A 20158-nucleotide genomic window follows, 5' to 3' on the forward strand; every position below is an offset into this window, starting at 1 on the left:
GCGAGGCAGACATGACGACTGAAGCAGTAATCGTTTCCACGGCCCGGACGGCCGTCGGCAAAGCCTACCGCGGCGCGCTCAACAATACGGAGGGCCCGACCCTGGCCGGGCACGTGATGGCCGAAGCCGTAAAACGCGCCGGCATCGCGCCGGGCGAGGTGGAAGACGTGGTCATGGGCTGCGCGATGCAGCAGGGCACCATGGTGATGAACGTGGCGCGCAAGGGCGCGATCCGTGCCGGCCTGCCAGCGACAGTCGCCGGCACTACCATCGACCGGCAATGTGCGTCCGGTCTTCAGGCCATCGCGGTGGCCGCGCGCTCGGTCATGCTTGATGGAGTCGAGATCGCGATCGGCGGAGGCATCGAGTCGATCAGCCTCGTGCAGAACGAGCACATGAATAAATTCCACGCCGTCGACGAAGAGCTGATGGTGATGAAGCCCGAAATGTACATGTCGATGCTCGATACCGCCGAGGTCGTCGCCGAGCGCTACAAGATCGGCCGCGACAAGCAGGACGAATACAGCCTCGAGTGCCAGCGCCGCGTCGGCGCTGCGCTGCAGGCCGGCCGCTTCAACGATGAGATCGTGCCGTTCACGACCAGGATGGCGCTGTTCAACAAGGACACCAAGGAGGTCTCCTACGAGCAGGTGACGCTCACCAAAGACGAAGGCCCGCGTCCCGAAACCACCGCCGAAGGCCTCGCCAAGATCAAGCCGGTGTTCGAGGGCAAGACAATCAGCGCGGGCAATGCGAGCCAGCTTTCGGACGGTGCCTCGGCCTGTGTAATCATGAGCGACAAGATTGCAGCCAGGAAGGGCCTCAAGCCGCTCGGCATCTTCCGCGGCTTCGTCGCCGCTGGCGTCGAGCCGGACGAGATGGGCGTGGGGCCGGTCGCCGCGATCCCGCGGCTGCTCAAGCGCCATAACCTCAAGATCGACGACATCGATCTCTGGGAGCTCAACGAAGCCTATGCGGTGCAGGTGATCTACTGCCGCGACAAGCTCGGCATCCACCCGGACAAGCTCAACGTCAATGGCGGCTCGATCGCGATCGGTCATCCCTATGGCATGACGGGGGCGCGGCTGACCGGCCATCTCCTGATCGAGGGCCGCCGGCGCAAGGCGAAGTACGGCGTGGTGACCATGTGCATCGGTGGCGGCATGGGCGCAGCCGGCTTGTTCGAAATCATCCATTAAGCGGGAATACGGGGAGATCATTCGTGAAGACAGCGATCACTGAACTGTTCGGCATCGAGCACCCGATCATCCAGGGCGGAATGCACTATGTCGGCTTCGCCGAAATGGCGGCGGCGGTCTCCAACGCGGGCGGCCTCGGCCTGATCACGGGCCTGACGCAGCGGACGCCGGAATTGCTGGCCAAGGAGATCGCGCGCTGCCGCGACATGACGGACAAGCCGTTCGGCGTGAACCTCACGTTCCTGCCGACCTTCAGCGCGCCGCCCTATCCGGAATACATCGCTGCGATCAGGGAGGGCGGCGTCAGGATCGTCGAAACCGCCGGACGCAGTCCCGAACAGTACATGCCGGCCCTGAAGGCGGGCGGCATCAAGGTGATCCACAAATGCACCTCCGTCCGGCATTCGCTGAAGGCGGAGCAGATCGGCTGCGATGCCGTCAGCGTCGACGGCTTCGAGTGCGGCGGTCATCCCGGCGAGGATGACATGCCGAACATGATCCTGTTGCCGCGCGCGGCCGAGGAACTGAAGATCCCGTTCGTTGCCTCGGGCGGCATGGCGGACGCGCGCAGCCTGGTTGCGGCACTGGCGATGGGCGCCGCGGGCATGAACATGGGCACGCGCTTCATCGCCACCAAGGAAGCGCCGGTGCACGAGAACGTCAAGAAGGCCCTGGTCGCGGCGTCGGAGCTCGATACAAGGCTGGTCATGCGCGCGCTCCGCAACACCGAGCGGGTCCTGAACAACAAGGGTGTCGAGCACCTGCTCGAGGTCGAGCGAGAGAAGGGCAAGAGCCTCAAGATCGAGGACATCCATGACCAGGTGGCGGGCGTCTATCCCAAGGTGATGATCGACGGCGACATGGACGCGGGCGCCTGGAGCTGCGGCATGGTTGTCGGGCTCATTCACGACATTCCGACCGTGAAGGAACTGATCGACCGCATCATGGCGGATGCCGAGCGCCTGATCAGGGGCAGGCTGACCGGATTCCTTGACGCCGACAGCGGGGCCGCGCGCAAGGTGGCGTGAGGCCACGACCCGGGATCGGCGCGTCAAGCGCCGGTGCCTGCGAGCGAGGCGCCGCTGCTACGCGGCCATTCGCAGCAGATCGACGATGTCGGCTTCCTCTTTGAAGGGGCGCGGGTTGGCTTTTACGAAGCGATGATTGATCGCGATCTTGCTGATCTGATCGAACTTGTCTTCACCGATGCCGACCTCGGCGAGTCGCCCAGGCAACCCGAGCCTCCCAGTGAATTCGGCGAAGGCATCTGCGGCTTCGTCACCCGGAGCGCCCAGAGCCGCCGCCAAACGCTTCTGCGCATCTTCGGTGAACGGCTTGTTGTAGCGAAGAAGGCTGGGCATGATGACGGGCGTGCAATAGTAGTGGGGAACGTCGAACGTGCCGCCAAGCACGTGGCCGATGCCGTGACTTGCGCCCATGGGGACGCGGGCCTGCAGCCCGAACGAGGCGAGCCAAGAGCCGTATTGTGACAAGCGGCGTGCCTCGAGATCATCAGGTTGTTGCAAGGTCTGGAGCATTCCCTCACGCAACGTGCGGATGCCCGCCAGGATGACTTCGTCGGCCAAGGGAGTGCCGGCCGGCGAGCACAATGCCTCGATGCCGTGATCCATCGCGCGTGTGCCCGATCCCATCCAGAGCTTTGTCGGCGTATGAAGCGTGAGGGCGGGGTCGAGAATGATCGCCAGCGGCATCATCTGTGGGTGAAAGAAAATCTGCTTCAGCTTCTGGCGCTCGTCGGTGACGAGCGCTGCGGCATTGTATTCGCCGCCGTTCAGCGTCGAGGGCACGGCAATCTGCCGGACCGTCGGCGCGCGGAAAGGAGATTGGCTCACGCCCGGTCCCATCGGAAAGGGATCGAAGCCCGCTTCATCGCGGATATCGTGCTCCATCGCCATGATGACGATCTTGGCGAGATCGACCGCGGAGCCTCCGCCGACCGCCACGACGAGATCGGCTCGCATCTCCTTTGCGTGAAGGGCGACTTCGGCTGCCTGCTTGCGCGTCGTGTGCTGCGCAATTCCGTCGAAGGTTGCTGCATGTTTGTCGCCAAGTGCACGCCGGATCTTCTCGATTTCGTCGGTCTTGGAGTTCAGGGTTCTGCTGGCAATGAGGAAGACGCGCTTTGCGCCAAGTCGCTCCGCCTCGTCGCGGATAGCTTCAGAGGCGGCTTTGCCATAAACGACACGGTCAATTGCCGGAAAATTATGTACACCGGTTCTGCGCATTTCTTCCTCCCAATAGATACCCGACATGGGCGTTATATGATGATTATCATTCAAGTTCGAGTCGGCATCTCGGCAAGCCGGAGCCCTGCGGCGTGCTTGAACGGTTAGATGGCGACACTTGCCGTCGCCGGATTAAAGGCGTTCGCTATCGCTGATCATGGATGGCTGCCGCCAATATCAGGCGAGCCAGCTCGGACGGGTGCTCGACAGAGGCCTAAGCTTTTCGACGGCGCCCACACGCAACCGCTCCAGGCCTCAAGCGTCCATTATTCTTTTCATCGTGGCCCTTTGCATCGATCGCGGCGTCAGGCGATTTGAAAACGCAGCCATGTTGTTCGCCAGGCCAGGGATCACCATGGCCTTTCCCTGCGAGAGCGCCCGAACGCCGCTCTCGGCAACCGGACGCGGCTTCATGGTGAGAAGCCGCAGCATGGCTGATGTGGTTGCGCCGGCCGCCGCATCGAAACCAGTCGCGGTGTGCCCCGGGCAGAGACTGGTAACGACCACGCCGTGCGGGCGGAGTTCTTCATGCAGGGCCTCGCCGAAGGCGAGTACATAAGCCTTGGTCGCCGCATAGGCCGCGTAGCTGGGAACGGCCTGGAAGGCCAGGAGGCTGGCGACGAGAAGGATATGTCCAGACCGCCGCTTGGCCATGTCGCGGCCGAAAAGATAGGTCAGCTCCGTGAGCGTCGTGACGTTGAGCTGGATCATGTCCGCGGTGCGTTCGATCGGTGTGTCCAGCAAATCGCCGTGTAAGCCGTAGCCGGCATTGTTCAGCAAGATGTCGATGGCCAGCGACTTCTCGTCGAGATTGCTTTTCAGTCGGCTGGCCGCGCCCGGCGCGGCAAGATCGATCGCCTCGACGAGCACTTCCACGCCGTATTTGCGGCGGAGATCGGAGGCAAGCTTTTCCATCGGCTCCTGCCGTCGGGCCGCCAAGACGAGATTGGCTTTCTGCGCCGCCAGCAGATCTGCAAATTCAAGGCCGAGGCCACTCGACGCTCCCGTGATCAGAGCCCATTTTCCGGCGAAGCTGTTCATTGCTTCATTCGACATCGTTCTCGTCCTCATCTGTTTGTTGGTCGGCGAATGAAGCTCGGCCAGACTCTCAATCACAACGCTGGCCCGTCCTTTCAGGCTGCGGCGGCGCCGCGAACCTGTTCGGCTGCGGCATCCAAAAGCGCCTGAGCCAGATCGGGGTCGTTGACGACGCGCGAGAGCGTCACCGCGCCGACCATCGTCGCGAGAATGGCCATGGCCTTGCCGCGGGAGGCCTCGTCGCCGGTCCCGCCGATGAAGCGGACGAGCACATCGAGATGCGCCTTGATTCCCGCTTCGAACTCCGCCTTCACGTCGGGGCCCTGACGGGCGGCATCTGCGCCGAGCGCCACGATCGGGCAGCCGTCCATCTTTTCTCCGCGATGGTCGCCGCTGAGGTAAAACCCGATCACCGCACTGAGCGGATCATCGGGATTCTGCGCGGCCGCATCCGACCATCGGCCGGACGCGGTTTCCAACGCGCGCCTTGACGCCTCGACGGCCAGGTCCTCTTTTGACGCGAATTGCTTGTAGAAAGCGCCTTGGGTTAGCCCGGCCCCCTCCATCAGGTCCTTGAGCCCGATGCCATCAAAGCCGCGCTCCCTGAACAGGCGACTTGCCACATCGATCACGGTCTTGCGGTTCTCCGCGGCCTGAACGCGACTGACTCGCATCGGCACCTCCAAATTTAGATTTCAGTCAAACTCTATTAGGACAAATAGAAGCCGAACGCAATCTATCAAGAGGCCCAATGCCAAACTCTCCTTGGTGGGAAGCCCTCAGCCGGCCCTCTTTCGTCCCCGGAGGGCCGGAATCACAATTTGCTCGCTCCTCGTCGTTTTTAGATTGCGTTCGAAATCTAATCCGGATATAGAGTTCGTATGAAATCTAAATTCGGGAGACTGGCATGAAGATGCGGGGTTTTGTGGTTTTGGCCGGTATTTTGATCCCGGCAGGGGTGGCGACTTTCGTTGCCCTTGGGATCCCGCCCCGAGAAGCCTCTGCGGTCGGTGATCCCAGGCAAGAGCCCCCAATGGTCCGTCTCGTGATGGCCGCGCCGGTCAGCGGATCCGACCGCGGCTTCACCGGCACCATCGGCGCGAGGGTGGAAAGCAATCTCGGTTTTCGCGTCGCCGGTAAGATCATCGAGCGGCTCGTGAGTGTCGGTGAGCAGGTCAAATCCGGGCAGCCGCTGATGCGGATCGACGAAACCGACCTCCGCCTGGCACTCGCAGCGAAGCGCAATGCCGTCGCCGCTGCGCGTGCAGTCGTCGTTCAGACCGACGCCGATGAGCGGCGATACGCCAACCTGGTCAGCGACGGATGGACTTCCAAACAGCGCTACGAGCAGGCGAAGGCCGCCTCGGATACAGCCAAAGCGCAGCTTGCCGCGGCGGAAGCCGACGCCGGGGTTGCAGAAAACCAGGCGACCTATTCCGTCCTGGTAGCCGATGCGGATGGAACGGTCACCCAAACGCTGGGCGAGCCGGGACAAGTTGTCTCCGCCGGCCAAGCGGTCGTTCGGGTGGCGCAGTCCGGTCCGCGCGAAGCTGTGGTGGCGCTCCCCGAAACGATCCGGCCGGCGATCGGCTCGGTCGCCGAGGCGAGCCTGTATGGGAGCGATGGGCGGTTCACTGCGCATCTGCGGCAGTTGTCGGACTCCGCCGATATCCAGACCCGCACTTATGAGGCCCGCTACGTGCTCGGCGGTGAGGCCGCGGCGGCACCGCTTGGCGCGACGATCACCATTCGGCTTGCAAGCCAGGGGAGCCAGCCGGAAGTTCAGGTGCCGCTGGGTGCGGTGCTCGACGACGGCAGAAAGACCGGCGTTTGGGTGTTCGACGGCGGCACCTCGACCGTCCGCTTTCAGACCATCAAGCTTGTGCGTGTGACCAGCGAAAATGCCGTTATCTCCGGGCTGAGCTCCGGTGATCGGGTTGTCTCTCTGGGCGCACACCTCCTGCAGGAGGGCGCCCACGTCAGGACGGCCTCTCAAGGCAGGAGCAACTGATGAGCTTCAATCTTTCCGCGATCGCGGTCCGTGAACGGGCCGCAACGCTCTTCTTCTTGCTTTTGCTGGCAGCCGCGGGCGCCTACGCCTTCCTCATGCTCGGACGCGCCGAGGATCCCTCCTTCACCATCAAGACTCTGACGGTCACGACCGTGTGGCCGGGTGCCACCGCACGCGAGATGCAAGACCAGGTCGCCGAACCCCTGGAGAAGCGGATTCAGGAGCTGACATGGTACGACCGGGTGGAGACGACCACACGGCCGGGTTATGCCTACATGACCGTGACGCTGAAGGACAATACACCGCCATCGAGCGTGCAGGAGGAATTCTACCAGGCCCGCAAGAAGCTGGGCGATGAAGCGCGCAAGCTGCCCTCCGGTGTGCTCGGCCCCTTCATCAATGACGAATATTCGGACGTCAGCTTCGCCCTTTATGCCCTCAAGGCCAAGGGCATGCCGATGCGGGAGCTCGCCAGGCAAGCAGAGACCATTCGCCAGGATCTCCTGCACGTGCCCGGCGTCAAGAAGATCAACATCCTCGGTGAACGCCCCGAGCAGATATTTGTCGAGTTCTCCTATCCCAAGCTGGCGACCCTCGGCGTGTCGGCGCAGGATATCGTCGCAGCTTTGCAGCGGCAGAACACCGTTACGGCGGCAGGCTCGATCGACACCAAGGGGCCGCAGGTGTTCATCCGGGTCGAGGGCGCCTATGACAGCGTCCACGCGATCGCCGACACTCCGATCGTCGCAGCCGGGCGAACGCTGAAGCTTTCCGACATCGCCGAAGTCCGTCGCGGTTACGAGGATCCTCCCACCTACCTCATCCGGCACCAGGGCGAGCCCACCATCATGCTCGCGGCGGTCATGCAGGAGGGCTGGAATGGTCTCGCGCTCGGCAAGGAGCTGGAGGAGAGGTCCGCAACGATCTCCCGGCCGCTGCCACTCGGGATGACGTTGGCCAAGGTCAGCGACCAGGCCGTCAACATCTCCTCATCGGTGAACGAATTCATGATGAAGTTTGCGATGGCGCTCGGCGTGGTGCTCCTGGTCAGCCTGCTCAGCCTCGGCTGGCGCGTCGGGATCGTCGTTGCGGCTGCCGTTCCTTTGACGCTTGCCGTCGTGTTCCTCATCATGCTCGAGACCGGGCGCTTCTTCGATCGCATCACGCTCGGCGCCCTCATCCTGGCGCTGGGCCTTCTCGTGGACGACGCCATCATCGCGATCGAGGTGATGGTGGTGAAAATGGAAGAGGGCATGGACCGCATCTCGGCGGCAGCCTATGCGTGGAGCCACACTGCGGCACCGATGCTGTCGGGAACACTCGTGACGATCGCAGGCTTCCTGCCGGTGGGCTTCGCCCGCTCGACGGCCGGAGAATACGCCGGCAACATTTTCTGGGTCGTGGGGTTCGCTCTGATCGTCTCCTGGATCGTCGCGGTGGTCTTCACGCCCTATCTCGGCGTCAAGATGCTGCCCACGATCAAACCGATCGAAGGCGGTCACCACGCGATTTACGGTACGCCCAACTATCGGCGCTTGCGCGCGCTCATTACCTTCGTCGTGCGCCACAAGTTCGTGACCTGCGGCATCGTCGCCGTCGCTTTTGCGCTTTCCGTCGCGGGCATGGGAGGCCTCAAACAGCAGTTCTTCCCGACGTCCGACCGCCCCGAAGTTCTGGTGGAAGTTCGTCTGCCGGAAGGCACCAGCATCGGCACGACGACCGCCACCGTCGCAAAGCTTGAGCGCTGGCTGGAAGGCCAGTCGGAGGCCAAGATCGTCACGAGCTATGTCGGTCAGGGTGCGCCGCGCTTCTTCTTCGCGATGGCGCCGGAGCTGCCCGATCCGGCCTTCGCAAAGATCGTCGTGCTGACACCGGACGCGGAAGCCCGCGAGGTCTTGAAGCATCGGCTCCGACAGGCGGTGTCGGATGGGCTTGTACCCGAGGCGAATGTGCGCGTCACGCAGCTTGTGTTCGGACCCTATACGCCATTCCCAGTCGAGTTTCGGATCATGGGGCCTGACCCCGCGCAACTATACGCGATTTCTGAAAAGGCGCTCGGTATCATGCGTGGCGTTCCTGATGTGCGCCAGGCGAACCGCGATTGGGGTGATCGGACGCCGGTGCTCTGCTTCATCCCGGATCAGGATCGACTGAACCTCATCGGCCTTTCCCCCGCGGAGGTGGGCCGGCAACTCCAGTTCCTTCTCACTGGCATCGCCGTGACACAGGTCCGCGAGGACATTCGCAATGTCCCCATCGTGGCACGCAGCGCCGGCGGCGAGCGGCTGGATCCGACGCGACTGGCGGATTTCTCATTGATGAGCCGAGACGGCCGTGCCGTTCCGCTGGACCAGGTCGGCCATTCGGAAGTCCAGCTTGAAGAACCAATCATGAAGCGTCGCGATCGCACCCCCGTCGTCATGATCAGGTCGGACATCAATGAGGCGACTCAGCCTCCGGAGGTCTCCAAGGATATCAAGACGGCCCTTCAGCCGCTGATCGCATCCCTTCCGGCCGGTTATCGCATCGAGTTGGGCGGATCGATCGAGGAAGCAACCAAAGCCAACGACGCGTTGGCGACAATCTTTCCAGTCATGATTGCCGCAATGCTGATCGTCATCATGCTGCAGGTGCGATCGTTCTCGATGATGGCCATGGTCGTGCTGACCGGACCACTTGGCCTCGCCGGGGTCGTGCCGATGTTGCTGATCTTTCACCAGCCCTTCGGATTCAACGCCATTCTCGGCCTGATAGGCCTGGCGGGCATCCTGATGCGCAATACGCTTATCTTGACCGACCAAATCAAGGAGAACCTTGCCGCCGGCCTCGATGAATATCACGCCGTCATCGAGGCCACGGTGCAACGCACGAGGCCCGTGATCCTGACTGCGCTTGCTGCCGTGCTCGCCTTCATCCCCCTCACGCATTCCGTTTTCTGGGGATCGATGGCCTACACGCTGATCGGCGGCACCGCGGTCGGAACGGTTCTGATTCTGCTGTTCCTCCCTGCGCTTTATGCCGCCTGGTTTCGGATCAAGCCGACCGCAGATCATATGCATGAGGTTTCGCCCGAGAAGCCGGAACTGCAGCCAGCATTGGCTGCCGGATAAGGCTCTGCTGCCCCCCATGGATCGTCCGGTCCGAACGGGAAGAGAGTCCGACCATGCCCGCGCCCGGATCCTGGGAGCGGCGGAAGAGCGCTTTCGGCGTGTCGGTCACCACAGGACGTCCGTGGCCGACATCGCCGCCGAGTTCGGCATCAGCCCGGCAAATATCTACCGCTTCTTTCCGTCGAGCTTGGCACCCTAGGCGCGGCAAGTCTGTAGAGCCTTTGCGAGCTGCGGCGGTCGTCATCTCGCGTACCGCTTTCCACCTCGGTGAATGCTTCTACAAGCGACGACTGGCCGCCATTGAGATAGTTGCGGACAGCTTCCCGCTGAGCGGGGCATTATTCGCGAAGACTTCGAACCAGACGAGCTTGCCGGCCTATGAGAGGGGCGGCGCTGCCTGTCTATCCGTACTGACCGACGCACCGTGCTTCAAGGGTGCGCCCGGACATCTCACGGTGGCGAGGGCCGCGTGAGGCCTGCCGGCGATGTGAAAGGACTTCATCTTCTGGCAGCAGCGCTGCCGACGCGCACCCAGTTGCCGGGTCGTCGCGGTGCTCCGCCGAAAGGCAGTCGGCCGGATTGCCTCCAGGCCGCGAGCGACGACGACCCCGCGCAACTGGCCACTCTGGCCTGTCGTGAATCGGCGCCGCGCCTCAATATTGCGGGTTAGGCGGTGACACTTTGAGGTAGAAAGACAATCGGTCGAGCAAGGCTCACATATTCTCCAACGGGCTCGCCACCGGCTTAAACCGGGTAAACCGAACACGACATTAAGGATATGTTGCCAACGGCTTTGACGCCCCGTTCGTACTCATTCCTTACATTATATACCAATATGGAAATTTCTGGATTCAGCGAATTGCGAGATCAAAAGTTGATTACCTTATCGGCAAAGCTAATCCGGTCATCTTAGCCTACGTGGACTATGGATACGGGCTTTTGGATGCTACCTCATCGTATCGCCCGGCGGTGCCGGCTGACTTTAGCCTCCTTGCTTTTCGATTTTTGAATTCAACCCGCATCTGCGCGACGATTACGACTGCAATAGCTTAGCCGTCAGATCCGCGCCTGTTGCGGCTGGCCCTGTCAGACACCTCGGCGCTCTCATGGGTCCGCCAAAGATGGAGATGACTTGAAGTGCCGTTCGCTAAGCCGCTCCCTCGAGCTCTACGTAGTATCTAGGGGCAGAGATGTCAGACGTTGCAAGGTCTCGAGAACCTGTATCTACCGTCGTTGAAGCGGCGGCTGCAGAGGCGCCAAATAGTCGCGCTCCGATCCAGACGTGGAGAGGCAAGCAGATCACGGATCAGATACATTCCAGATCGCTTGATGCTGCTCACCGAAGCTGGCTGTTTCATCGTGTCAGCCGCCAGCCACGACTTCGTGACATGTTTTCCGCCGCAAGTAGCCTGGACCAAACCCTGCTGGCCATGAAAGCGGGTAACGAATACCTGATCGTAAGCCAGAGCGAGGCTTATATCGCCAGCGTAGGACGCGACCTGCGCGGTTGCTTGACCTCAGAACTCAAGTTTGCGACGGCAAATAGCCTTCGTGAACTCTATGACGAAAGTCTTGGCGCGCAGCAGCCTATCTATGCACGCTATATCTCGTCTCTTTCGCAGAAGCACACGTACTGGGAATGCCTCATTCTTCCCGTTTCCGCTGAGGAGCGCAGCAAGCCTGTTTTCGCGCTGAGTTACCTGGCGACGCTGAGCGACAAGGTAGACGTTTTGCAGATTCTGTTCGAGAGATCGCTGATAGGCATTCTTGCAGCGGTTCCCATCATGGACGGCCGCCAGAAGACCGATGATGCTCGAATACTAACGCTCAATCCGAAGGCGAGAAGCATACTTCAGCTTCCTCCAAATCGAATCTTACATACGGTCGGGGAGCTCCTTCGTTACATCAGGGATGACCTGAAATGGAGCATCGCCAAAACCTCCTCACAGGAGCAAACAACGACAGTCGAGTATCTGGCGCCGCCCAAAGAGGAATTCAAAGTAGCAATTGAACTTATCAATCAGTTTATCCTCATCAGCATAACCGAGCGCGAGCACGAAAGGGAGCAGCCTCAATCTTCTCCTTTTGCGCGACTACTTGGAATTTCTTCTTGAGACTTGTGAGCTCGAGTCAGGGGAACATTTTGAACCCTTTGCCCTTTCGCGTTAAGGCTCGTCTCGCGATGCAATAAGGGGCTACGCCGGACCATTCGCAACCTTCGAGGAAGCGCTTGCGAGCCTGAAGAATGCCCCTGGCAAGGACTACGTCATTACCTCGGGCGATGGGGCAACATGGCCAGAAACAGCAAGCGCCTATCGTACAAGTGACAAAATTCATCCTGACGCGTTTGCCAGGGGAGCATGTGAGAAAAAGGTAGTGACCTGGAAGAGCAAGGAGGGCTATCGAATGGAGGACGAGGTTACAAGATCCCAAAGAGGCCGCTAGGCAGTGACTCTGCCCGACTGGCACGGTCGCAGGCTGAGACTTTCGCGAGCCCACCATGGTAAATTGGTCGGCACGATAGGCAACCGACCCTGCCGCGCGCCCGGGAATCCGGCGACTTTACGAGCGGCGCCACCAATAAGCAGAAGAGCCTCCTAGCCTTAGCGGCCATTAAGCCGGAAGACACCAAGCCCCTTTACGCGTCCTTCGGCAGTTTGCCCTAGCTTGTCGATGGACTGGGGATGTCTGGATGGGCGTATTTGCGCGAATTGGTGACGCATTTTTGGTCGGCGACATTGCCGATCCGCTGGGCCGTGCTCTGGTCGTCGAACAATTCCGTGTGCTGCGGAAACAGGTGCCGGTTCTCTACGCGGCATTGCTGATAGATAGCATCAGCGTAGGTTTGGTTCTCCCGCCCACCGTGTCGGCATGGCTGAGGTTTGCCTTGCCGGCCGCTCTTCTGGCCGCTTGTTTCGTCCGGTTGATCCAGTGGATCCGCCTGAAACGCGACGATTTCTCGCCCGAAGAGGCGCACCGTCAGCTTGCCAGGACCCGTCTTGTGGCGGTCGTGATCAACGCAGGTTTTGTGTTCTGGATCTTGGCGCTGTTCGGGGCTGTCGAGCCCAATTTACGTGCGCCAGTAGCATTGCTCGTCTTCATGGGGTGCGTGGGCGCCGCCTACTGCCTGGGCAGCTTCCCGCCGGCCTCGCGGCTGACAATGCTCATCGCCGGCGCACCGATCGCGACCGTACTCCTTCTTTCCGGCGACGGTATGATGATCTCGCTGGGCATCAATCTGCTGCTGCTGCTCGTGCTGCTCGGCCGCATGATCAACACCAACTTTCGATCTTTCGTCCAACTGGTCCAAACCCACGCTAAGCTAACCGAAGAAGGCGGGCGCGCACGGACGGCAGAGAAGGCCGCCATCGCCTTTGCCGAACGGTTCGATACCGCGCTAAATAACATGTCGCAAGGTCTCTGCTTTTTCGACGAGGATCAGCGCCTGATCGTCTGCAATCGGCAATATCTGGAGATATACGATCTCGATCCAGAAGTCGTCCGACCCGGCATGAGGCTGAACGACATTGTCGATCTTCGGTATTCGGCCGGCAGCGCACCGAAGATGTCGAAGCCGGAATATTTGACCTGGCGTAACAGCGCCGCAGTGATAGCCCAGCCATCAGATACCACCATCGAGCTAATCAACGGACGCATTGTGCGCATCCGGCATCGGCCGATGGAGGGCAAAGGCTGGGTCGCGACGCATGAGGACATCACGGAGCCTCATCGAACCGAAATGGCTCTTGCCGCTGCGAAGACCGCGGCTGAGCAAGCCGAAGCCGCCGCCCGCGCGGCTCACACTCACCTCACGGAGGCGCTGGACGTCGTCCCTGAAGGTCTCGCGGTTTTTGACAAGGACGATCGACTGGTTCTTTGGAACCAGCAGTACGCGGAGTTTTACGCCGTCAGCCAGGAGGCACTCGCGACCGGAGTCCGGTTCGAAAGTATCCTGCGGGCTGGATTGTTGCGGGGGCAGTACCCGGAGGCGCGCGGACGGGAGGAGGCCTGGCTTGTTGAGCGCTTGGCCCGCCACGCCTTGCCGCACTACTCTCACGAGCAGCATCTGGCCGGCGATCGGTGGGTACGCGTCGAGGAGAGACGCACGGCAGATGGCGGCAGCATCGGCGTCAGGATCGACATCACCGACCTGAAGCGGCGCGAGGCGTCCTTCAGGCTTCTCTTCGAAGAAAATCCGCTACCGATGTGGGTAGCGGATGCGAAAACACGGCAAGTGCTCGCGGTGAATGCCGCGATGTGTAGCCACTACGGATATGGCCGCGAGGAACTCCTCGCCATGACGGAGCTTCAATTCGAGTGCAACTCTTGGAATGGCGGCGCCAGATCCGATTTTGAACTGCATAGGACAGCGTGCGGCGACGTTATTCAGGTGGCAATCGAGACCCGACCGCTCGTTTACGAGGGCCACGCCGCGCATGTCAGCGTCGCATTCGACGTGACGGATCGTAATCGAAACCAAGAGAAGATCACCTATCTGGCGTCCCATGATGCGCTCACCGACCTACCCAATAGGAGCGCTCTGGATCGGCACCTTGCGGCCGCCGTCGACCGAGCAGAGATCACCGGCTCCGGCTTCGCCGTTCTCTGCATCGATCTCGATCATTTCAAGGAGATCAACGACCTCTTTGGCCACGCAATCGGAGACGCCGTGCTGCGGGAAGTCTGCCGACGACTGCAGGACGCGGCCCAGGGTTCTTATGTGGCTCGAGTTGGTGGCGACGAGTTCATCGGGATCACCGATGAAGTTCCCCTGTCCGCAACGGCAGAACTGCTGGCCACCAGGATGCGGGCCACACTGGAGCGCCCGATCGAAGTTGGGGCTCATTCCCTCAAGGTCGATCTTTGCGTGGGGGTGGCATTATTCCCTAGAGACGCCGACAATGCAGTCTCGTTGCTGGCGAATGCCGATGCCGCCCTCTATCGGGCCAAGCACGATGGCAGGGGCGCGATCCGCCTGTTCACCAGCGCCATGGACCAGCAGCTCCGGGACCGCCGAGCCCTTGAGCACGATCTCCGCTTCGCCGTGGAGCGGAGGGAACTGTTCCTGGAGTACCAGCCGCAACAGCACCGGGATGGGGACATCATTGGGTACGAGGCGCTCGTTCGCTGGAAGCATCCCATCCGCGGGATCGTTCCACCCGGAGAGTTCATACCGATCGCGGAGCGGAGCGGCTCCATCTCTCAGATCGACGACTGGGTGCTGATGGAGGCCTGCAGGGAAGCGGCATCTTGGGAGCAGCCTCTCCGGATTGCCGTCAACGTCTCGGCTGCGCAGTTTCGGCGGGAAAACCTCGACACGCAGGTTCACAATGCATTGCAGGAAAGCGGATTGGCGGCCTCGCGCCTTGAGCTTGAAATTACTGAAGGCGTCCTGATCGAGGATATCGCGCGCGCCAAGAAGGCGATGCAGTCGCTCAAGGCTCTCGGAGTCCTGATCGCACTGGACGACTTTGGAACCGGCTATTCTTCGCTGTCATACCTCGAGGCATTTCCTCTGGACAGAATCAAGCTGGACCGGTCATTCGTCGCTTCACTCGGAGGCAGCGAGCGCGCCTTGGCGATTGTTCGCGCGATCATCGCACTTGCTCACGGCCTCGGCGTACCCATTCTGGCGGAGGGCATCGAAACCGAAGCTCAGAGGTTGCTCCTACTGCACGAGGGATGTGATGAGGTGCAGGGATATTTGATCGGACGCCCAAGTCGCTTCCAGGCCGTTTCTGCTTTGAACGAAGGCAAGAAGTCGCTCGCGCGAACTGCGTCCCGAACGTCATGAACTTCGCTGATCGCGGGGGGTATTGCGCGTGATCCATTCGGCCGCTCTGACCGGCCGTCATGCTTGGCTTCATACGGGGCACTGTCGGCCCTGCCTATCCAATCCAGCAACGGTTCCCCGGGCTCATAGCAGGCGAGCCCGAGCGATACCGTGAGGCCGCCGATCGTTTGCCGGCCCGCTCTTGAAACAAACTGCTGCCTCTCCATGGCCTGGCGAATATTCTCGGCTACGGTAGTTGTGCCGGCGATCGGCGCTGGCCGGTAATACCGACATTGCCGAGATTGATCTCGGCCTTTTGCTCGACCTGGAGGCGCTGCTGCGTGAGCGGAACGTCACGCGCGCGGCGTCGCGCCTGAACATAGGGCAGCCGGCGCTATCGGCTCGGCTGAACCGGTTGCGGCAGGTCTTGCTGATCCCTTGTTCGTGCCCGCCGCCGCGGACCGCGGCGTCGTGCCAACGACGAGAGCGGTGGAGCTGCAGGCGGAGCTGGCGGACGTGCTCGGCAAGCTCCGTCGCATGGTCGAGGGGCCGGCCGTATTTGACCCGGTCCAGAGTCAGCGCACCTTCGTTGCCATCCATGAGAATCCAGCGGTGACGCTGGCGCCTGGGTTCGTCGCGCGATAGGAGCGAATTCAGCGTCGCGGCAGGCATGCCGCGCGCTGCCGTCTCAAGCGGCGCGTGAGCGCGCCTTTGCCTTCCTGGTCTCCGGCGCGCTTTTCTCCGGGAGGCTGCGGGCACCCGGCCCCGGGTGGGTATGAACTTCCTTGGCCGACAGCGGCTCGCCGCATTCGGAGCACACCATGACCGGATCGAAGTCCTTTCCGCATTTGCGGTGCTGGTGCAGCAAGGGGCGGCCGCGCTCGTCGACCATATGAGTATCTCCCCAATGCACGATCGCCATCATGATCGGATAGAGGTCGATGCCCTTCTGGGTCAGGATATATTCGTGGCGCTTAGGCGATTCCTGATAGGGAATGCGGCGCAGGATGCCCTGCCGAACCAGTTTCTTCAGCCGCTCGGCGAGCAAGTGCCGCGTGATTCCCAGCGCCGACTGAAATCCCTCGAAGCGGCGCGTGCGCAGGAAGCATTCGCGCAGGATCAGAAGCGTCCAGCGATCGCCGATCACGCCGATGGTTCGGGCCATCGAACACGGCTCTTCCTCGAGTTCTTTCCACTTCATCCACACACTCCACTCGTGCCGGCCTGGGCTCGATCCGAATCTTCGCAGAGGCCAGTGCGGTCCCTTGCATTCTAGATAGGTACTAAATTCCAAACAATCCCCATCGAGGCGGGGAAAATCAGTGGACTACAGGCGTATCTTACAGTTCTATTTTAGAACTATAAGGTACTGCTTGAAGCAGTAATTTCCACCGCCCGGACGACCATCGGCAATGCGCAAGGGTATCGGCCTGAAGGCAGGACAGATGGTCAGCACGGGCACGCTGACAGGCATGTTGCGGCCGAAGGCAGGTGAGACCTTTGTTGGCGACTTCGGACCATTCGGCAGCGTCAGCGCGAAACATTCGTGAGACTGGCGTGGCCTGAGATCGATCTCGCTGCTGACGCACCTTGAACGGTGACGCTGAACTGCGGCAGCATCGACGACAGGCCCCATCAACCGTCGAGGATTCAAATCGGGCCTCCCTAACGCGATCAAGCGACGCCGGGATGTTTCAGAAAGTCGCGGCCATTGCAGCCAGACGTCGAAGCGCCCTTTCCCGCGCAGCCTCGATCGGCTGTTGCGGCCCGGTGGTTGGCCCGATCGGCACGAACCGGACGTTGTCGATCCCGATGAAGCGCAGGATGTCCCGCAGGTACGGCGTTGCCATGTCGATGCGGCCGCGGTTCATGCCGGTGGTAAAGTCGCTGCCGCTGGCGAGGATTACCAGCGTCGGCCGGTCCTTGAGCAGGGGGAGATAACCCTGTGACGGGTCGAACCGGAAAGTCAGCCCGGGCTGCACGATGATGTCGAACCAGTGCTTGAGCTTGTAGGGAATGCCGAAGTTCCACATCGGCGTCGAGATCAGCACGCGATCGGCAAGCGACAGGCGCAGCGCCATGCGCTCGGCCTCGGCAAAGCTCTCGCGCTGCGGGTCGCTAAACGCTTGCGCGTTCATCCGCGCATATTTCGCCTCGACGATGGGACCCGCAAATTCCGGCATCCGCTCCCGCCAGATGTCCATGATATCGAGATCCCAGTCCGGCCGGGCCCGGCCAAAGCTGTCGAGAAAGACGCGCGCGCCGGCACTCGAGACCGAGTCGGCGCGGGGCGAGCAAGACAGGTGGAGGAGCTTCACCAGCGTTCATCCCAACGCCCTGATGACGGCGTCCGCCCGAGTGACGATCGCGACGTTCTGCATGGCGAAATTAATTGACGCGTTGTGCCAGTCGGCATTCATGGTCGAGCAGCAATCCTCGGGAACGATCATGAAGTAGCCCTTGTCTGCGCCGGTGCGGGCGGTGTGCTCGACCGACATGTTGGTCCAGGCGCCGGTGTTGATGATCATGTCGCGCCCGGTCGCCTTCAGAATCGTCTCGAGCCGCGTGCCTTCCCAGGCGCTCATGCGCATCTTCTCGACGACGAAGTCGCCGGGCCGTGGTTCGAGGCCGGAGACGGGCGCCGCGCCCCAGCTTCCGCGCACCATCGCCTTGCTGTCGACGAGGCCCTCGAACAACGGCGCATTCAGTGTGACGCCGGGCGCGCCGGGCTCGACGACGAACCAGACATGGATGATCGCGACACCGCGGGCGCGCGCGGTCTCCGCCAGGCGCCGGACATTCTCGATGACGTGCTGTTGCTTTGCGTGGCCGGGCGCGCCGGAGTCGGCGAAGGCACCGCCATCCATGATGACGTCGTTCTGCAGGTCCTGGATGATCATGGCGCAGCGCTGCGGATCGAGCCGCATCTCGCCGTCGGTCAAGATTGGCGCCCCCGGCGCCGCGCTTGCCGTCGCGTCGCCGCCGCTTCGCCGGCCGCTCATGTAGGGCTCGTGCCGCGGGCCGACCTTGGTTGGGATCGCGTAGACCGAATGGGTTGAAGTCAGGTACAGCGTGCGAAAATCAGGTGCGCCCCAGGCGAGGTTGGCGACGAGCTCGGGCACGCGGACTTTGCCGAGCAGCTCGCCGCGCGGCGAATAGACCCAGACGCCGCCGGGCGCGGTGACCCAGATATTGCCGTGCTGATCGCACTTCATGCCGTCGGGCAAGCCGGGCTCCAACTCGGAGCGGATGGCGCTTGCGAACACCCGCGCATTCGACAACGAACCGTCGCCATCGACGTCGAAGACGCGGATCAGCGCCTGCACGGTGTCGTTGACGTAGAGCAGCTTCTCGTCCGGCGAGAAGCACAGCCCGTTCGGCTGGTCGAACAGATTGCGCTCGACCACGAGCTTCGGTTCGCCACCGGGCACGACGCGATAGACGCCCTGAAAGCCGAGCTGGCGCGGCCGCTCGACGCCATAGACCGGCATGCGGCCGTACCAGGGGTCCGAGAAATAGATGGCGCCGGAGGAGTGCACGCAGACATCGTTCGGGCTGTTCAGCTCCTGTCCCCTAAAATGCGAAGCCAGCACCTCGCGCCGGCCATCCGGCCGCTCGCGGATCAGCTGCGAGGTCGCGTGCTCGCAGACGATGAGATTGAGCTCGGCATCATAGGTCATGCCGTTGCATTTGTTGGAGGGGCGCTTGACCTCCACGACACCGCGCCGCGCATCCCAGCGCCGGCGCACGTCGCCGGGCATGTCCGAGAACAGCAGATAATGATCGACCGGATGCCAGATCGGCCCCTCCGTGAAGTCGAAGCCGGTGCCGACTTGCGCGACCGGCGCATAGGGGTCGATCAGGATCTCGAACTCGCTTCGCAAGGTGACGTGGGTCATTGTCGATCCTCAGGTCACGTTAAGCCGGAAACCAGTTGCGTGTGGGCAGCGATTGCACGATCGGGCCGGGGACCTGATCGTGCAGGCGCCCGACGACGTTGCCGCCTTCGATCTTGGCGGGACGGTCGTGCACCGGCAGCAAATAGCGCGAATTGCTGAGGAGCTTCTTGATCGAGGCCTTCTCCGCCCGCTTGCTGGTGCCGTGATTGCCTGTGGTGCGCGGCTCCCAATCGTGGATTTCGTTGAAGGGCGTCACGATCTGGTCGTTGAAGTCGTAAATCACGTCGCCGCAGATCGTCGCAATGCCGTCGGACGTCTCGACGATGATGTTCATCGAGCCCTCCGTATGTGCATTGGCAGCGTCGCAATAGACGCCGGGCATCAGCTCGATCGGACCGGTGATCTCGAGGTCAAGAAAGCGCAGCGCGCTCTTGGTGTGCAGCCGGTCGATCAGGTGCTTGATGTCGGGTGCCGGATATTGCGGATGCATCAGGCCGGAGACCGAATATTCGAGCTCCTTGCGGTTGAGCACGACGGTCGTGTTCATCGGGAACAGATCGTCCTTGCCGGCATGGTCGATGTGCAGATGGGTGTGGCAGACGAAGCGGACGTCGCCCATACGCACGCCGTGGCGCGCGAGCTGGTTCTCGATCATGTTCTCGTGGTACTGCATCCCGCGCATGCCCAGCGTCTCCATGATCTGGTTGGAGCGGTAGCCGGTGTCGACCACGACCGGATACTTCCCCCCGAGGATCAGGAAGCCGAGGGTGAGGACGCGGCGGGTGCGGCCGCAGTCGCGGCCGAGAACCAGAAAGCTCGATTCCAGTTCGATATCGCCGTAGTCCAGGATCTTGATCTCCAGCGCCATTCGTTGCCCTCCTG

Annotated in this window: 15 protein-coding genes and 2 pseudogenes; 10 read left to right on the forward strand and 7 right to left on the reverse strand. The window is 61.8% G+C overall.

Going from position 1 to position 20158, the window contains the following annotated elements:
- Positions 1–11: 11 nt before the first annotated feature.
- Complete coding sequence (locus tag IVB28_RS06895) at positions 12–1199, forward strand: acetyl-CoA C-acyltransferase (RefSeq protein WP_247525274.1); 1188 nt, start codon at positions 12–14, stop codon at positions 1197–1199.
- Positions 1200–1222: 23 nt separating this feature from the next.
- Entirely contained in the window at positions 1223–2227 is a 1005-nt protein-coding gene (locus IVB28_RS06900) for a nitronate monooxygenase family protein (RefSeq protein ID WP_247525275.1), read from the forward strand.
- Between the two features lie 57 nt (positions 2228–2284).
- On the opposite strand, the gene IVB28_RS06905 is transcribed toward IVB28_RS06900, so the two are convergent.
- From IVB28_RS06905 to IVB28_RS06915, 3 genes are all read right to left on the reverse strand, one after another.
- The gene (locus tag IVB28_RS06905) at positions 2285–3445 is read right to left on the reverse strand and encodes an iron-containing alcohol dehydrogenase (RefSeq protein WP_247525361.1); all 1161 of its coding nucleotides are present in this window, start codon (positions 3443–3445) and stop codon (positions 2285–2287) included.
- A gap of 255 nt (positions 3446–3700) precedes the next feature.
- On the reverse strand, positions 3701–4501 hold the full coding sequence (locus IVB28_RS06910) for an SDR family oxidoreductase (protein WP_247525362.1): 801 nt from the start codon (positions 4499–4501) through the stop codon (positions 3701–3703).
- A 77-nt stretch (positions 4502–4578) separates the two neighbouring features.
- Positions 4579–5157 carry a TetR/AcrR family transcriptional regulator gene (locus tag IVB28_RS06915; protein ID WP_247525363.1) on the reverse strand — a complete coding sequence of 193 codons (579 nt, stop codon included), beginning with the start codon at positions 5155–5157 and terminating at the stop codon, positions 4579–4581.
- A gap of 233 nt (positions 5158–5390) precedes the next feature.
- Here IVB28_RS06915 and IVB28_RS06920 point away from each other — a divergent pair, with 233 nt between their 5' ends.
- The 7 genes and pseudogenes from IVB28_RS06920 to IVB28_RS06955 form a co-directional block, all read left to right on the forward strand.
- Complete coding sequence (locus IVB28_RS06920) at positions 5391–6494, forward strand: efflux RND transporter periplasmic adaptor subunit (protein WP_247525276.1); 1104 nt, start codon at positions 5391–5393, stop codon at positions 6492–6494.
- Positions 6494–9604 carry an efflux RND transporter permease subunit gene (locus IVB28_RS06925; RefSeq protein WP_247525277.1) on the forward strand — a complete coding sequence of 1037 codons (3111 nt, stop codon included), beginning with the start codon at positions 6494–6496 and terminating at the stop codon, positions 9602–9604. Before IVB28_RS06920 ends, IVB28_RS06925 begins: the two co-directional genes overlap by 1 nt.
- A 16-nt stretch (positions 9605–9620) precedes the next feature.
- Complete coding sequence (locus IVB28_RS06930; RefSeq protein WP_346730716.1) at positions 9621–9803, forward strand: helix-turn-helix domain-containing protein; 183 nt, start codon at positions 9621–9623, stop codon at positions 9801–9803.
- 175 nt (positions 9804–9978) lie between these two features.
- Positions 9979–10074 (forward strand): annotated as a pseudogene (locus IVB28_RS06940) (indole-3-glycerol-phosphate synthase TrpC); the annotation flags it as partial.
- A gap of 720 nt (positions 10075–10794) precedes the next feature.
- Positions 10795–11718, forward strand: coding sequence for a hypothetical protein (locus tag IVB28_RS06945; protein ID WP_247525278.1), 924 nt, complete (start codon positions 10795–10797; stop codon positions 11716–11718).
- 578 nt (positions 11719–12296) lie between these two features.
- Positions 12297–15398 (forward strand): EAL domain-containing protein, encoded by a 3102-nt coding sequence (locus IVB28_RS06950; protein WP_247525279.1) that lies wholly within the window; start codon positions 12297–12299, stop codon positions 15396–15398.
- Between the two features lie 271 nt (positions 15399–15669).
- A pseudogene (locus IVB28_RS06955) lies at positions 15670–16019 on the forward strand (LysR family transcriptional regulator); the annotation flags it as partial.
- 46 nt (positions 16020–16065) lie between these two features.
- On the opposite strand, the gene IVB28_RS06960 reads toward IVB28_RS06955, so the two are convergent.
- On the reverse strand, positions 16066–16578 hold the full coding sequence (locus IVB28_RS06960; protein WP_247525280.1) for a helix-turn-helix domain-containing protein: 513 nt from the start codon (positions 16576–16578) through the stop codon (positions 16066–16068).
- Positions 16579–16789: 211 nt separating this feature from the next.
- On the opposite strand from IVB28_RS06960, the gene IVB28_RS06965 reads away from it, so the two are divergent.
- A complete protein-coding gene (locus IVB28_RS06965) occupies positions 16790–16927 on the forward strand; it encodes a hypothetical protein (RefSeq protein WP_247525281.1) in 138 nt (45 codons plus the stop codon).
- A 144-nt stretch (positions 16928–17071) separates the two neighbouring features.
- Here IVB28_RS06965 and IVB28_RS06970 read toward each other — a convergent pair whose 3' ends face one another.
- From IVB28_RS06970 to IVB28_RS06980, 3 genes are read right to left on the reverse strand one after another with little or no spacing between them, the layout of a single operon-like run.
- On the reverse strand, positions 17072–17698 hold the full coding sequence (locus IVB28_RS06970) for an NAD(P)H-dependent oxidoreductase (protein ID WP_247525364.1): 627 nt from the start codon (positions 17696–17698) through the stop codon (positions 17072–17074).
- 3 nt (positions 17699–17701) lie between these two features.
- Positions 17702–19276 carry an isochorismatase family protein gene (locus tag IVB28_RS06975; RefSeq protein ID WP_247525282.1) on the reverse strand — a complete coding sequence of 525 codons (1575 nt, stop codon included), beginning with the start codon at positions 19274–19276 and terminating at the stop codon, positions 17702–17704.
- A 19-nt stretch (positions 19277–19295) separates the two neighbouring features.
- Positions 19296–20144 (reverse strand): MBL fold metallo-hydrolase, encoded by an 849-nt coding sequence (locus tag IVB28_RS06980; RefSeq protein WP_247525283.1) that lies wholly within the window; start codon positions 20142–20144, stop codon positions 19296–19298.
- Positions 20145–20158: the final 14 nt, after the last annotated feature.

It is taken from the genome of Bradyrhizobium sp. 199 (assembly GCF_023073355.1).
Taxonomy (GTDB): domain Bacteria; phylum Pseudomonadota; class Alphaproteobacteria; order Rhizobiales; family Xanthobacteraceae; genus Bradyrhizobium.